Annotated in this window: 14 protein-coding genes; 7 read left to right on the plus strand and 7 right to left on the minus strand. The window is 54.5% G+C overall.

Features of this window, described 5'->3' with window-relative positions:
- Positions 1-108: 108 nt before the first annotated feature.
- Entirely contained in the window at positions 109-708 is a 600-nt protein-coding gene (locus tag K5621_RS13130; RefSeq protein ID WP_100145409.1) for a DUF502 domain-containing protein, read from the minus strand.
- Positions 709-897: 189 nt separating this feature from the next.
- On the opposite strand from K5621_RS13130, the gene K5621_RS13135 reads away from it, so the two are divergent.
- Positions 898-1281 (plus strand): VOC family protein, encoded by a 384-nt coding sequence (locus K5621_RS13135; RefSeq protein WP_221049454.1) that lies wholly within the window; start codon positions 898-900, stop codon positions 1279-1281.
- A gap of 154 nt (positions 1282-1435) precedes the next feature.
- Here the strand turns inward: K5621_RS13135 and phoU are convergent, their stop codons facing one another.
- The 4 genes from phoU to K5621_RS13155 all read right to left on the minus strand — a co-directional run bounded on the left by phoU (position 1436) and on the right by K5621_RS13155 (position 6998).
- Positions 1436-2140 (minus strand): phosphate signaling complex protein PhoU, encoded by a 705-nt coding sequence (gene phoU / locus K5621_RS13140; protein WP_100145407.1) that lies wholly within the window; start codon positions 2138-2140, stop codon positions 1436-1438.
- Between the two features lie 30 nt (positions 2141-2170).
- Positions 2171-2989, minus strand: a complete 819-nt coding sequence (gene pstB / locus K5621_RS13145; protein ID WP_025009812.1) for a phosphate ABC transporter ATP-binding protein PstB — start codon at positions 2987-2989, stop codon at positions 2171-2173.
- 32 nt (positions 2990-3021) lie between these two features.
- A complete protein-coding gene (gene pstA, locus K5621_RS13150; RefSeq protein ID WP_025009811.1) occupies positions 3022-4677 on the minus strand; it encodes a phosphate ABC transporter permease PstA in 1656 nt (551 codons plus the stop codon).
- A 62-nt stretch (positions 4678-4739) separates the two neighbouring features.
- Complete coding sequence (locus K5621_RS13155) at positions 4740-6998, minus strand: ABC transporter permease subunit (protein WP_221049455.1); 2259 nt, start codon at positions 6996-6998, stop codon at positions 4740-4742.
- A 175-nt stretch (positions 6999-7173) separates the two neighbouring features.
- Between K5621_RS13155 and K5621_RS13160 the strand changes: the two genes are divergently transcribed.
- From K5621_RS13160 to K5621_RS13170, 3 genes are all read left to right on the plus strand, one after another.
- Positions 7174-7677 (plus strand): glycine cleavage system transcriptional repressor, encoded by a 504-nt coding sequence (locus K5621_RS13160; protein WP_025009810.1) that lies wholly within the window; start codon positions 7174-7176, stop codon positions 7675-7677.
- A 130-nt stretch (positions 7678-7807) separates the two neighbouring features.
- On the plus strand, positions 7808-8626 hold the full coding sequence (locus tag K5621_RS13165) for a DUF2797 domain-containing protein (protein WP_221049456.1): 819 nt from the start codon (positions 7808-7810) through the stop codon (positions 8624-8626).
- Between the two features lie 140 nt (positions 8627-8766).
- Positions 8767-9336, plus strand: a complete 570-nt coding sequence (locus K5621_RS13170) for a DUF1415 domain-containing protein (RefSeq protein ID WP_245003079.1) — start codon at positions 8767-8769, stop codon at positions 9334-9336.
- Between the two features lie 79 nt (positions 9337-9415).
- Here K5621_RS13170 and K5621_RS13175 read toward each other — a convergent pair whose 3' ends face one another.
- Positions 9416-10387: a nucleoside hydrolase gene (locus K5621_RS13175; protein WP_221049457.1), complete on the minus strand. Its 972-nt coding sequence runs from the start codon at positions 10385-10387 to the stop codon at positions 9416-9418.
- Positions 10388-10801: 414 nt separating this feature from the next.
- Between K5621_RS13175 and K5621_RS13180 the strand changes: the two genes are divergently transcribed.
- From K5621_RS13180 to K5621_RS13190, 3 genes are read left to right on the plus strand one after another with little or no spacing between them, the layout of a single operon-like run.
- On the plus strand, positions 10802-12481 hold the full coding sequence (locus tag K5621_RS13180) for a carbon starvation CstA family protein (protein WP_221049458.1): 1680 nt from the start codon (positions 10802-10804) through the stop codon (positions 12479-12481).
- A complete protein-coding gene (locus K5621_RS13185; protein ID WP_025009799.1) occupies positions 12481-12753 on the plus strand; it encodes a cory-CC-star protein in 273 nt (90 codons plus the stop codon). The genes K5621_RS13180 and K5621_RS13185 overlap by 1 nt, the downstream gene beginning before the upstream one ends.
- Positions 12754-12779: 26 nt before the next feature.
- On the plus strand, positions 12780-13787 hold the full coding sequence (locus K5621_RS13190; RefSeq protein ID WP_221049459.1) for an ArsA family ATPase: 1008 nt from the start codon (positions 12780-12782) through the stop codon (positions 13785-13787).
- Between the two features lie 194 nt (positions 13788-13981).
- Here the strand turns inward: K5621_RS13190 and K5621_RS13195 are convergent, their stop codons facing one another.
- Positions 13982-15574 (minus strand): ABC-F family ATPase, encoded by a 1593-nt coding sequence (locus K5621_RS13195; protein WP_025009796.1) that lies wholly within the window; start codon positions 15572-15574, stop codon positions 13982-13984.
- Positions 15575-15725: the final 151 nt, after the last annotated feature.

The raw sequence follows: 15725 nt of genomic DNA on the forward strand, positions 1-15725 counted from the left end.
TGGCAATCGACTCAGACACAAACTGCTACTTTTGGCAACAATCGGCGCTGATTATACACAAAAACGGACAAAATGGGGAGTCTATGACGACTCCCGCTTAAAAAAACATCATTTTCTGACTTCGTTGTCCTTGGGTGTCTGCGAGATCCCTGCGGTCAGATTAAAACGCATCGCCTCCTCGAATGACCAATCCACCATGATCAAATCCTCCCGTCTGACCAGGCTGGTGACTCCGGCCATCTGATAGGAGAGTTGAAACAGCACGGGCACCCAGTCCCCTTCGGGCAAGGCATCGAGCAGCGGCTGAGGCGGCTTGTCTGTCATGATAAAGCCGACCACAAAACCGCCGTTGGCCTGACGCACCAATACCGTTTGCTGTGACTTGGGCTTACTGCCATCTCGGTTCATCAAAGAAGCAATATCGCGGATACTGCCATAGACAGACTTGAACAGAGGGAAACGCATCAACTGCCGTTCAATCCAGCTCCAGAGCCAAACGATGGGACTGACGGAAAACAGTAAACCGGCCACAAATACCAAGGCTGTGACCAATATAAAACCAGCTCCGGTGAACATAGTGTCCATGCCCAGCAGAGAGAAGAGTAACTTGCCCAGGCTGTCGAGAGATTCAAACAGGGACCAGAACAGCCAGAGACTAAGCGCCATGGGCAGCAGATTAAGCAAGCCGCGGATCAGGGTTTGTTTCATTGAATTCCTCTTGATATTGAAGACTGTATAAGGCGCAGGACAGAGGCTCAAAGGAAGGTTTCTCGGCTGCCCCTTCCCCAACAGGCGCTCAACTCTGTATCCTGACAGAGACGTAAATCGATAGCAAAATGTTGTGCATTATCCCGGGAGACCGCAGAGTCTCCCGGGGGCGACAAGGAGAATAACAGCATGCGCGTAACCCGACTGGACCACCTGGTATTGACCGTCCGCGACATAGAGCAGAGTGTCGCCTTCTACCAAAAACTGGGCATGAAACGCCAAACCTTTGCCGATAACAGAACGGCGCTGCAATTTGGCGATCAGAAAATCAACCTGCACCAACTTGGCCGCGAATATTACCCCAATGCCGCCAACACCCAAAGTGGTTCGGCGGACTTGTGTTTTATCACCTGTGGTTCACTCGAGAATACTATGGCGCATCTCAGTGCCGTGGGAATTGACATCGAAGAGGGTCCAGTTGCTCGTACCGGCGCCACAGGCCCGATAGACTCAGTCTATATTCGCGATCCTGACGGCAACCTGATCGAGCTGGCAGAATACCGCGTTGACTAGGCTGGGCTTTGACGAGACTGCTTTGACTAAGTCCTATGTTGACTAAGTGCTCTGTTGACCGGGCGCAGCAGCCTACCGGCCTGCACCGACCCAAACAGCGACAAAAAAGCCGCTTGACTACAAGCGGCTTTCTCTGAGACTTCCGGATAAGAGCCTAAAGCTCTTTTTCCATCTCCTCGTAGGAGACATGGCGTACGTCTTTACCCTTGACGTAGTAAATCACGTACTCACAGATGTTTTTGCAGCGGTCCCCTACCCGCTCAACCGCGCGGGCAGCCCAGAGCACATCCAGCACACCTGGGATAGAGCGGGGATCTTCCATCATGTAAGTCATCAACTGGCGAATAATGCCTTCATATTCCTTGTCCAGCTTGGCATCTTCCTTGTGCAGCTCCAGCGCCGAGTCGGCGTCCATCCGCGCCAGCGCATCCAGGGTCGAGTGCAACATGCGGGTGGCATGGCGTCCCATGGACTCGATGCTGACCAGCAGCGGCTGCTGATTATTGCTGCGCTTTTCCAGCGCCGCCTTGGCGATACGCACGCAGGCATCACCGATGCGCTCAAGATCGGCAATCGTCTTGGAGATGGCTATCACCAGACGCAAGTCGCTGGCCGCCGGCTGACGCTTGGCAATGATGCGAGTACACTCTTCATCTATCATCACCTCCATGCCGTTGACCTTGTGATCGCCCTCGATCACCTTCTGCGCCAACTCAGTATCCAGGCTGCCCAGGGCATCCAGCGCCTGTTCCAACTGGCGCTCCACCATGCCGCCCATGGCCAGCACCCGGTTGCGGATATCTTCCAGTTCTGCATTGAACTGGCCTGATATATGTTTATTCAGGTTCTTGTTTTCCATTTGCTTCCCCTTGCTCGGACGCAGCGTTTATCAACCGTAGCGGCCGGTAATATAATCTTCGGTCTTACTCTGTTTTGGCGTGGTAAAGATAGTGTTGGTATCCGAGTACTCAATCAGCTCGCCCATATACATAAAGGCAGTCTGATCCGACACCCTGGCCGCCTGCTGCATGTTGTGGGTCACTATCACCACTGTGTACTTGGACTTGAGCTCTGTGATCAGCTCTTCGATAGTCAGGGTCGAGATAGGATCCAACGCCGAAGTCGGCTCATCGAGCAGCAAGACTTCCGGCTCGATGGCTATCGCCCGGGCAATCACCAGACGCTGCTGCTGACCACCGGACAACCCGAAGGCGTTGTCATGCAGCCTGTCTTTCACCTCGTCCCAGATGGCGGCGCCGCGCAGTGAACGCTCACAGGCTTCATCCAGCTCACGGCGGTTACTCACGCCCTGCAGGCGCAGGCCATAGACGACATTTTCATAAATGGACTTGGGGAAAGGATTGGGGCGCTGGAACACCATGCCCACATTGCGTCTCAGCGCCGCGACATCCACTTTCTTGTCGTAGATGTTTTGACCATGGAGCAAGATTTCCCCGTCGATATGGCAGTTATCCACCAGATCGTTCATCCGGTTGATACAGCGCAGCAAGGTGGACTTACCGCAACCACTGGGGCCGATGAAGGCGGTGACCTTCTTCTTGGGGATCTTCATGGAAACATCAAACAGCGCCTGCTTGTCACCATAGCGCAGATCCAAGTTACGGATCTCCAGCGCCGTCTCTTCGGCAGGCAGGTTCGCCAGATCCAGCGTCTCAGTATTCATTACCGATGAGTCTATCGAAATCATATTCTGTCCTATCACTTCAGGATAATCGTCAATTAGTGTTCAAGCGAGCGGTACTTTTCACGCAGATGGTTGCGCACGCTGATAGCCGTCAGGTTGAGTGCCACGATCACAGATACCAGCAGGAACGAGGTGGCATAGACCAAAGGCCTGGCAGCTTCTACGTTGGGGCTCTGGAAACCGACATCATAAATATGGAACCCGAGGTGCATAAACTTACGCTCAAGATGCACGAAGGGGAAATTCATATCCACAGGCAAGGTAGGCGCCAACTTGACCACCCCCACCAGCATCAGTGGTGCCACTTCACCGGCGGCGCGGGCAACAGCCAGAATAAGCCCTGTCATAATCGCCGGACTGGCCATAGGGATAATAATCCGCCACAGAGTTTCGGCCTTGGTGGCCCCCAGTGCCAGGCTGCCCTGACGCACTGAGCTTGGAATACGTGACAAGCCTTCTTCGGTAGAAACTATCACCACAGGCAGGGTCAGAATCGCCAAAGTCAGTGCCGACCAGATAACCCCGGGAGAGCCAAAGGTGGGCGACGGCAACGCCTCAGGATAGAACAGCTGATCCAGCGAGCCCCCCAGCATATAGACAAAGAAGCCCAGACCAAACACCCCGTACACAATCGAAGGCACACCGGCAAGGTTGATCACCGCGATACGTATCATCTTGGTGATCGGCCCTTTCTTGGCGTATTCGTGCAGATAGATGGCGGCCACCACACCGAATGGTGTCACTATTACGGCCATCAGCAACACCATGAATACTGTGCCGAAAATCGCCGGGAACACCCCGCCCTCTGTGTTGGCTTCGCGGGGATCGTCACTGATAAAGCGTCCCAGACCAACAAACCAATGGCCAACCTTGTCGATAAAGCCCATGCGGTTGACATAGCTGACATCCAGCACCGAATCCAGGCTGAGGGTCACTTCTTCGCCGCGCATGTCGCGTACTATCACAGAGTCGCGCCCGGCTTGCTCACGCAGAGAGAACAGCTGCTTTTCCAACCCTTGATAATGCTGATCCAGTTGTTGACGCTTGGACTCAAGCTCGGCCTTACGCTCAGGCGTCAGGGCATCGTCAAGCTCATAGCCGCGTTCTTTGAGGCGCAGACGTTCCAGCTCATAGTTAACCGCACCTATGTCCTGCTTCTGCAGTGCCATCGCCTGATCGGCCAGGTCCACTGCGCGCTCGATATGCTCCTCGAGTGAGTTCTGCACATCGCCGCCTAGCTCCAGCCGCTGGCCCTTCTCAATCACGGCCACAGGGTAGCCGTAGAAGTTACCGTTCTTGGTACGCTCAATCATGGCCAAGCCTTCCGGGGTGGAGCGCGACACAATATCTGTCTCCAAAATCCAGCGGAAATCCAGGCCGACAAACTCACGGTTACCCGTCTTGACCAGATAACGGGTCACAAACTCACCCGGCTCTGAGTTGAAGTGATAACCGGCGGATTTCAACCGCTCGGTCGGCACTTCTTCTCTGTCGTACAGTTCACCTATCAGGGTGTAGCGCTGGCCTTTGTCATCCTGCATCTCCCACTGATAGATATCCGCGGGCCAGAAATAGCTCAGACCACGCCAGGCGATGAGTAACAATAGCCCCAACACCGCAATCAAACTCAGGCTAACGGCGCCCCCTGTCATCCAGATCCAGGGAGAGCCTGATTTAAACCACTTACCCATTGCACAAACCCCTTAAGGTGATTGGCGAAACATCTAGTGTTCTATTCATAATTTCTCTCCCGTTACAGTGAGCTGTAGCGGTCGCGCAAACGCTGACGCACCACTTCGGCCACAGTGTTGAACAGGAAGGTAAAGATAAAGAGTACAAAGGCTGCGAGGAACAATACCCGGTAATGGGAGCTGCCGATGGCCGATTCCGGCATTTCCACCGCGATATTGGCCGCCAGGGTCCGCATCCCTTCAAATACGCTCCACTCCATGATGGCGGTGTTACCCGTGGCCATGAGTACAATCATGGTTTCACCCACGGCGCGGCCAAGGCCCATCATGACTGCCGAGAATATCCCCGGGCTTGCGGTCAGCAACACTACCCGGGTCAGGGTCTGCCAGGGGGTCGCTCCCAAGGCCAGGCTGCCGTTCGACAGGTGACGCGGCACAGAGAAGATGGCGTCTTCGGCAATGGAGAAGATGGTTGGAATGACGGCAAAGCCCATGGCAATACCCACCACCAGCGCGTTACGCTGATCGAAGGTGATCCCCAGTTCATTGGTGATGAACTGGCGGGTGTCGCCGTGGAAGAAGGCCACTTCGATTGCCGGGCTGATGGCAAAAGAAAACCAACCGACAAAACAGATAACCGGGATCAGCATCAGTTCCTGATAGGTTTCCGGCAGTATCGCCTTGATGCGCCCCGGCAGCTTGGACCAGGCATAGGCACTGGTCACTATGCTTATCGGCAACAACAGCAGCAAGGCCAGAATGCCGGGCAGATGCTCTTCAATCAGCGGTGCCAGCCAGAGACCGGCCAGGAAACCGAGGATCACTGTCGGCAGGGCTTCCATGATTTCAATGGTGGGCTTGACTATGCTGCGCACCTTGGGCGACATGAAATAGGCGGTATAGATAGCGCCGGCAATCGCCAGAGGAACGGCAAACAGCATGGCATAGAACGCCGCCTTGAGCGTACCGAATGCCAGCGGCATCAGACTGAGCTTGGCTTCGAAATCATCCGAGCCGGAAGTGGACTGCCAGACAAACTGCGGCTCAGGGTAACCTTCGTACCATACCTTGTTCCACAGAGCGCTCCAGGAAACTTCCGGGTGGTCGTTATCAACCGCGTACAGGTGCAGCTTGCTGCCATCTTCAATGATCAAAGCATTGGAGCGGGGGCTGAAGCCCATAACACCCGGCGCCTTGAGATCGAACTTTTTATCGAACAGCTCGCGCTCACTCGTGGTGTAAAGCAAAGACAGTTCACCCTCGGGGCTTACTGTGGCAAAGCTCTTGCGGTAGAACTCAGAGGCTATGGTGTCCACCTTACCCAAACCGCTAAACTCGCGGATCTCCTGATAGACACGGCCGCGGTCGCTGGCCACCTGAAAATACTGGGCCACCACACCGCTGTCGTAGCCTACCAGCAGTGAACTGGCGCCCGCCAGCAGGCTCAAACTGGTGACCTTGGCCTTGGCTTTCTCGACATCTATCACCTGTTGCAGCGAGATTTCATCCACATACTGAATGTTGTAGACAAAAATCTTGTTGCCGGACTGCAGCAGCAGTTGGCGCTGATCCGGGGTCATGAGTTGATGTTCAGTACGGGAAGGCGCATCCGGCAGTGGCATGGTTTGTGTGTGCCACTCCACTTCCTCGGTCATCATGTTCTCTTCGCCGACCATCTTGGTCAGCTGCCAGCGATTCTGGCTGTCCTGGTAGGCAAAGCTCATGCTCTCGGAGCTATAGCCAAAGGCGAGACTCTTGAGCGGCGAGCCATCCTCGGCAACCGTCAGTGCCGACTCTCCCAGTGGATACTTGACCTTGGGCGTGATCAGACGTTGGTTATTGGGATAGCTGACACCAAAATCCACTCCGGCCAACAAGAGTTGACCGTTATCCAGTCCGAGGGCAAACAACTGCTGGCTTGGCGCGCTGACGGCGCTGCTGACCACTTTGCTCGAATCTGGCACTGGCAGTTTCACCTGTTGGTGCTGCTGATCGCCTTTGACCCTGAAGAAATCCACCACGCCTTGGTCACCGACCCGATAGAGCAGTTCATTTTGCTCGTCACTGCCCACCATCAGCGTCTTGTCTGAACTGGCCGGCAGGCTCACTTCGGTGACGGGTTCAACACTGGCGCCGTCAAACACCGGCTTAATCACGTAAAGCAGATAGAAAAAGATCAACAAAAGGGCGACGAACACCATGGTTCCGCCCACTGTTACCCCTATCTGCGCGGCCTTATCCTTGAAGGCTCTGCGGCCGGAGCCCTTGCTCACCAACAGATCTTTCGACGCAGAAGCAGGCTGAATGACCTGACTTTCCATTAAGAACCTCTATTATTAATAGCTGTTAGGCTTTTTTACCGAATTAACCGTACGTTATTGCGTTTCGGCCAACCCAGGTAAGACCATCCCTTATCGAGTGGCTGGGATTATATGACGCAAAAATGACAATAGTGTTACATAGCTTTTTTTAACATTATTCAGGAGTCTGTCTACCATGCTTCGTTACCTTATCACACTGCAAGTCCCTGACAGAAAAGGATTGGTTGAGCAGATTGCCCATGCGGTCAGCCGCCACGGTGGCAACTGGCTCGACTCGGAATTACGTCATATAGACGGGATTTTTGCCGCTATTTTGCTGCTTGAGGTTCCCAGCGAACACTGGGATGACCTGCTCGATGCCCTGGAGTGCATCGATGGTATGGCGCTCACCAGTGCCAGGGCCGGCCAGCAGCAGAAATATATCAAACGCCTGAGTTTCAACCTGGTGGCCTACGACAGGCCCGGGCTGGTGCTGGATATCTCCAACAGGATCAATGCCCTTGGGATCAATATCGAGCAATTCAGCAGCAAGTTTGAAACCGCGGGCCATACCGGCATCGCCCTGTTTCGGGCCACCATCAGCCTGGGATTGACCGACCCTATGCAGGAGGAGCGCCTGACCGAATCTCTCTACAGCATAGGTGATGATCTGGTACTGGATAAGCTGAATCTGACCTGAGCCCGATACTGCCACTGCCCGACCTCTGACTCTTGAGTGCCTGCAAAAGCAGCAACCGATGTGCAATCGATAATTCCTATTAGGAAAACTGATACACTAGCGAAAATCACAAGAACAGAGCTTTGTCGTTATGCTTGGAACACTGGATAAGATGGCCGTCGCCCTGGACGAGAACCATCTGGCACAATACACCCTCAGAGTGGCTGAACAGCGCCTGGCGTTGAACCCTTTGATAGGCAAGAGTTTAACCCTGAGTCACACGGGTAACATCTTCTGCTGCAACTGTGGTAAGAAGACCAAGAAGAGTTACTCCCAGGGCCACTGTTATGTCTGTATGCAGAAACTCGCCAGCTGCGATCTCTGCGTGATGAAACCGGAAACCTGCCACTATGATCAGGGAACCTGCCGCGAACCCGAATGGGGCGACACGCATTGCATGGTGCCCCACTATGTTTACCTGTCCAATACCTCGGGAATAAAGGTCGGCATTACCCGCCACACCCAGTTGCCCACCCGCTGGCTGGATCAGGGAGCCACCCAGGGGCTGCCGATATTCAAGGTCAGCAGCAGGCAGCTTTCCGGCCTTATCGAAGTCGAACTGGCCAAACTGATTGCCGACAAGACCAACTGGCAGGCGATGCTCAAGGGCAACAACGACGAGATAGATCTCAAGGCCAAGGCCGAGACGCTATTGCCGAGTATCGAAACCCGCTTGCACGAGCTGGCAATGAGCCGCGGTGATTACAAGATAGAGAGATTGACCGAGACAGAGACGCAAATTCACTACCCGATCAGTGAGTTTCCCAAGAAGATCAAGTCCCATAACTTTGACAAAGAAGCTGTTGTCAGCGGCACTCTGATGGGCATCAAGGGGCAGTACCTGCTCTTCGATACCGGAGTAATCAATATCCGCAAGTTCACCTCTTATGAAGTGGAAGTCAGCTACTGATTTTTTAATTTGAGCAAACAAGCGGCGCCACTTGGATGGGCGCCGTATTTCATCCCTCAGTACCTTTGGTGCTTGCCAGTACCCCAGAGGCTGCCTATGATGGCCGCCAATAACGCCCTTACACAGAGACAGAGCAGAATATGGCCACAGACTCCATGATGGGATCCCAGACTATCGCCGCCCAGACCCAGGCTTGGGTCAAGGAGGTGATCATGAAGTACAACATCTGCCCCTTCGCCAGGCGGGAAGTCGAGCGCGACTCGATTCGTTACACAGTTTGCGAAGAAAGCCGCATGGATACTGCCTTGCAGGCGTTGCTGGACGAGTGCCAATATCTGGATGAGCACCCACAAGCGGAAACCAGCCTGTTCATTCTGCCGAGGGGCTTTGAAGGTTTTCACCTCTATCTGGATCTGTTGGCCTTTGCCGAGCAGCTGTTGTTCGAAGAGGGTTATGAAGGGGTTTACCAGTTGGCCAGCTTTCATCCCGACTATTGTTTCGAAGGGGAGGCCCAGGATGATGCCGCCAACTATACCAATAGAGCGCCCTATCCGACCCTGCACATCATACGTGAAGCCAGTATGGAACAGGCCCTGGCCGAATATGATGATCCTGGGTCGATTCCCGAGCGCAACATCGCCTTTGCCCGCCGCAAGGGCAGCGAGTTCTTCGCCAAACTGCTGCAAAACTGCCTGAGCCGCAAGCCCTGAGTGGTAAAGAGCAAATGCCCAGAGGTACCGTTTCGGCCAAATCGCACAAATAAGCCGAAACGGTGATCCTGGAAGATAATTACCGACGACCGAAATCTATCAGGGTGTTGCGATACAGTTCGAGCAGCGCCTCGTTGCGCACCCCTACCCCAACACTCTGTGGCGGCATATCACTCCAGTCATCGTGGGGATGGCGCCGCTCATAGGTTTTCTGCATTGTGTGACCTATAGCTGGCCCGGAGCAGACCACCCGCACAGGCCCCTTTCTCAGGGTAAACAGGCTGGGGTCTATCACATAAGCAATCGCCGAGGGGTCGTGCACGTGGCAGCCGGAAATTCCCAGGCTACGCTGGTAAAAGTCGAGATAGAAACGGCTTATCTGGTGAATAAAGCGTCCCGGCTCACCGGCTTCATCGCGCAGCTTATCCAGATACTCGGGCGTAAAGAAACTCTCATGGGTCACATCCAGACCGATAATCACCACGGGCCAGTCGGCGGTAAATACCATATCGGCCGCCTCGGGATCGTCATGGATATTGGCTTCGGCAAACGGGCTGACATTACCCTGATGACCGTTCACCCCAAAGGCCCCCCCCATGATCACCACTTCTTTAACCAGTTTAGTGATCCCGGGTTCATGCTGCAGTGCCAGTGCCAGATTGGTCAGAGGCCCAACAGCCACCAGAGTGATCTCCCCCGGCTGCGCCTTGAGCTGCTCGACAATATATTGCCAAGCCGGACGGGGATCGGCGCTCAGGCTGACATCGGCGGCGCTGACTTGCAGATCGCCAAAACCGGTTTCACCATGAACTATGGTGGTAGGGCCGACAGGGGGGCGCGACAGCGGCTTATCCGCCCCCATGGATACGTCTGCCTTCATGCCGTATTTCTGTTTCAAATACAGGGCATTGCGAGTACTGTTTTCAATGGTGGCGTTGCCAAATACAGTGGTGATACCGATAAGATCCACGGCGGCATGCCCTTCGGCAAACAGAATTGCCATTGCATCATCAATACCGGGATCTGTATCCAGGATAATTTTCTTCGTCACAATCCAGCTTCCTTTGTGATGTTATTGATATTATCTGCGCCACTGGATGCCGGTGGCGCAGGCCCATTTTAGCCTCAAAGCCAAGCCTTCGCGCCCCGCTTTGCCATACTAAATGTCAAAAATGAGCTTCGATGGTCGGTATCTGTTCACAAACTGGCGATAATCGCCACCCTCGCCTCAATTACTCGTATCAGAATAAAGGCCATGGGTTCGCAGCTTGCGCTCCTCATCGGTGCTGGACATGCCGGGAAATCATCCACAGCGGTATTGCAGGCAATTATTGCTTTACTGACAAACGCCTACAGCAAAAATGCTGTTCTTGATAGCCGCGAGCGAATAGGACTTTAGTCTGATATCAGCCACAACCACCTTCCATTAACATCAACACATCAAAACAACAACAAGAGGTGTCCCATGAATGCTGTGCTGTTGATGTTAATGGGCCTGGGCGCGATGGCGGCCGGCTATTTTGTCTATTCAAAATTCATCTGCGAAAAAATCTTCAAAGTCGATCCCAACTTCGTGACTCCTGCGCACGAGATGCAGGATGGTATCGACTATGTGCCCACCAATAAATATGTGCTTTGGGGCCACCACTTTACCTCTGTGGCCGGAGCTGCGCCGATTATCGGCCCGGCCATTGCGGTTATCTGGGGCTGGGTGCCGGCCTTCCTCTGGGTGGTGTTTGGCACCATCTTCTTTGCCGGGGTGCACGATGCCGGCGCCATCTGGGCCAGCAACCGCAACAAGGCCAAATCCATAGGTGCGGTCACGGGTGATGTTATCGGCGAGCGGGCCCGCAGCATCTTTATGGTGGTGATATTCTTGGTGTTGCTCATGGTTAACGCCGTGTTTGCCGTCGTCATTGCCAAGCAGCTGATCAACTTCCCCAGCGCTACCCTGCCGGTTTGGGGCGCCATTGTGGTGGCACTCATCATAGGCCAGCTCATCTACCGCCGTCTTATCAACCTCTTGGTGGTATCCATTGTCGGCGTGGCGGCATTGTACGCGCTGATCTATATCGGCCCGTCCATGCCGCTGGCATTGCCGGAAACCCTAGGGCCGCTGTCGGATAACCAGAGCTGGATCATCCTGCTGTTTGTCTATGCCGCCATCGCCTCGCTGCTGCCGGTATGGATGCTGCTGCAACCACGGGACTATATCAATGGTATTCAGCTATTTATCGGCTTAGGCTTGCTTTACGGCGCCGTGCTTCTGGGTGCGCCTGATATAGTGGCGCCGGCCTTTAATACCGATGTGCCCGAAGGCACTCCATCCTTGGTGCCACTGCTGTTTGTTACCATTGCCTGCGGCGCGATTTCCGGCTTCCACGGCCTGGTTTCCAGCGGAACCACCTCAAAACAGCTGGATAAAGAGCCGGATGTGCGTTTTGTCGGTTACTTTGGCGCCATAGGCGAAGGCTCTCTGGCACTGGCGGCCATCATAGCCGCCACCGCGGGTTTTGCGACCCTGGCCGACTGGCAGGCCATCTATCACGCCTTTGGTCAGGGGGGCGTCAGCGCCTTTATCAAGGGCGGCGCCAATATCCTCGAATCCGGGATAGGTATGGATGAAACCATGGCACAAACCCTGCTGACGGTAATGGTAGTGCTGTTTGCCGGTACCACTATGGACACTGGCTTGCGGCTACAGCGTTACATCTTCCAGGAATGGGGCAGCATCTATAACCTCAACTGGATGCAAAATGGCGCCGTCGCCACTCTGCTGGCCGTGGGCACCTGCTTGCTGCTGGCCTTCGGTGCCGGCGGTGACGGCTCTGGTGGCATGCTGATCTGGCCGCTGTTTGGCACCACCAACCAGTTGCTGGCTGGCCTGACACTGCTGGTAATCACAGTGATGCTGGTGAAACTGGGTCGCCCCATGTGGTATACCCTGGCTCCGCTTATCTTCCTGCTGGTGATGACCACCATGGGCCTGCTTATTCAGCTCAAGGGCTTCTACGACAAGCAGGATTGGTTCCTGTTTACTCTGGACTTGGTGGTACTGATCGCCGCCATAGTAATTTCACTGGAGTGCAGTGCTACGCTGAGCCGATCGCTCAAGGCGCGTAAAACCGCGGCGGAGAACGACTGATGAAGCTGGCGAAGATCAAGGCATTGGTCAAAGACCTGAGCCACTTGGCGGAAGAGGCATATAACGCCCCTTTTCGCTCGGCAGTCGCCCGTGCCCGCAGGGAGCAGGACGATCTCTTTATGCTGCTGATCTTCTCCGAAATGATGGGGGTACCCAACCCGGCCAGTTACTACACTCTGGAGCTGCAGCCCTTGATGCTGGAAAAGTTCCATGACTGGCACCTGCGTATGGGTATGCCCCACTCACCGCTGGATCAGTTCAGATGCTGTTGAAACAAAATGTTAATTAAGGACGTGCTATGGCGCAGCTGACCGACAAACGTATTCTGTGGGTGGGTGGCAAAGGCGGTGTCGGCAAGACCACTGTCTCCTCCTCACTGGCCCTGTTGGCGGCCGGGCGCGGCAAGAAAGTCCTGCTGGTATCCACAGATCCGGCCCACAGCCTGAGCGATGCCTTTGCCAAGCAGATAGGCGATCACTACACCCGGCTGGCACCCAATCTGGATGCGCTGGAAATCGACCCGGATGAGGAAGTGCGCCAACATCTCGACCGGGTCAGCCAACAGTTGAAGAGTTTTACCCGCCCGGAGATGTTCGCTGAAATTGAGCGGCAGATGCGTCTCACCCGACAGTCTCCCGGTGCCCAGGAAGCCGCCTTGCTGGAGCGGATTGCCAAGACCCTAAAAAGCGGCCTCGGTGAATACGATCTGATTATTTTCGATACCGCGCCCACCGGCCATACGCTTAGGCTACTAAGCCTTCCTGAGGCGATGGCCGCCTGGACCCAAGGTATGCTGAGCGCCAATCAGAAATCAGAAAAGCTCGGCGCCATGTTGTCGCATCTGACACCCGGGCGGGGCCGTGATGTCGATAACCCCTTCGACGATCCGGCCGAGCACGCCACCGCCGGAATGGCGCCGCGCAACAAGGCCATAGCCGAAACCTTGCTGGCGCGCCAACGGCTGCTGCAGCGCACCCGTGAGCTGATTAAAGATCCGCAGCAAACAGGGCTGCTGTTTGTCCTGACCCCAGAGAAGCTGCCTATTCTGGAAACCCGCCGCGCCGTGGCCAGTTTGCAGGCCGAGCAGTTACCGCTGGCCGGTTTGGTAATCAATCGGTTGCTGCCACCCGAGGCCGATGGCAGTTTTCTTGCCAAACGCCGCCAGCAGGAAGCCGTGCACCTCGAAGAGATAGACGCAAACTTTAGCAGGCTGCCCCGCTTTCGACTGCCACTCAAGGAAACCGATATCCAAGGCCTGAGCGGCCTTGAACAGATGGCGGCAGAGCTGGCCAAAGCCGGGCTGTAACAAAGTCAGGCTACAAATATAAATAGCGACAAACAATGATTGAACTTAATTCCAGCGTTATGGCGACAGTAATCAGAAGTGGAAGTCCAGCCTCCGATCCAAGCCTTTAAAAAACAGCAAGGCCGGTTCAATGAACCGGCCTTGTTTATTGTGATTCTTTCACTTGGTGTTAAACCAAGCTCGCCACAAAAGACTTAGGCTTCAATGCCTTTGCTGGCCAGGAACTCATCATAAGTGCCCTTGAAGTCGCTCACGCCATCAGCGCTTATCTCTATGATACGGTTGGCCAGAGATGAAACGAAGGCGCGGTCATGGCTGACAAACAGCAAGGTGCCTTCATAGAGTTCGAGGGCGTTGTTCAACGACTCAATCGATTCCATATCCAGGTGGTTGGTCGGTTCGTCCATCACCAGAATATTGGGCTTTTGCAGCATCAGCTTGCCAAACAGCATACGCCCCTGCTCACCACCGGACAGTACCTTGACAGATTTCTTGATGTCGTCGGCGCTGAACAGCATACGGCCCAGCACTGAACGCACCGCCTGATCGTCATCACCTTCCAGACGCCACTGACCCATCCAGTCGAACAGGTTCATATCATTTTCAAAGTCGCTGGCATGATCCTGGGCGTAGTAGCCGATACGATGGTTTTCAGACCACTGAATGGTACCGCTCTTTTGTGGCAACTCGTGGATCAGAGTACGCAGCAAGGTGGTCTTACCCACACCGTTTTCACCCAGAATCGCGATACGCTCGCCCACTTCGGCGATAAAGTTCACATCCTTGAACAGCAGCTCATCGTAACCATTGCTCATGTTCTCAACAATCAAAGCGTTACGGAACAGTTTCTTCTCCTGCTCGAAACGAATGTAGGGGTTAACCCGGCTGGAAGCCTTGATCTCATCCAGCTTGATCTTGTCGATTTGACGAGCACGGGACGTGGCCTGTTTGGCCTTAGAAGCGTTGGCAGAGAAGCGCGCCACGAAGGTTTGCAGCTCGGCAATCTGTGCCTTCTTCTTGGCGTTTTCAGCCACCAGGCGCTCGCGGGCCTGAGAGGCGGCTGTCATATATTCATCATAGTTGCCCGGATAGACCCGCAGCTCACCATAGTCCAGATCCGCCATATGGGTACAGACAGAGTTGAGGAAGTATCTGTCGTGGGAAATGATGATCATGGTGCTGTTACGCTGGTTAAGCATCTCCTGCAGCCAGCGAATGGTATCGATATCCAGGTTGTTGGTCGGTTCGTCGAGCAGCAACACATCAGGATCAGAGAACAAGGCCTGTGCCAGCAGCACCCTGAGTTTCCAACCCGGTGCCACTTCACTCATGGGGCCAAAATGTTGTTCCAGCGGAATACCCACCCCGAGCAGCAGCTCACCGGCGCGGCTTTCTGCGGTATAACCGTCCATTTCGGCAAACTGCATCTCAAGATCGGCCACTTTAATGCCATCTTCTTCACTCATTTCCGGTAAGGAGTAGATGCGATCGCGCTCCTGCTTCACCGCCCACAGCTCTTTGTGGCCCATGATCACTGTGTCGATAACGCTGTGCTCTTCATAGGCGAACTGATCCTGGTTCAACTTACCCAGACGCTCGTTGGGATCCAGCGACACATTACCCGAGGTTGGCTCCAACTCACCGGAAAGGATCTTCATAAAAGTAGACTTACCGCAGCCATTGGCGCCGATAAGGCCGTATCTGTTGCCTTCGCCGAATTTAACCGAGATGTTTTCAAACAGCGGCTTGGCGCCAAACTGCATGGTGATGTTAGCTGTCGTTATCACTGTATGATTCCAAAATATCCAGATGCGGGACCTGGCTATGTAAAGCCGCGTCCAAGAGCCCAAGGCCTATGATTGGCCGGGTAAATAAAGCCGGGCACTATAACATTCCTGCGTGAATTATCAACCAAACTCGCGGGCAGCCAGTGAGATA

Source organism: Shewanella carassii, assembly GCF_019670705.1.
GTDB lineage: Bacteria > Pseudomonadota > Gammaproteobacteria > Enterobacterales > Shewanellaceae > Shewanella > Shewanella carassii.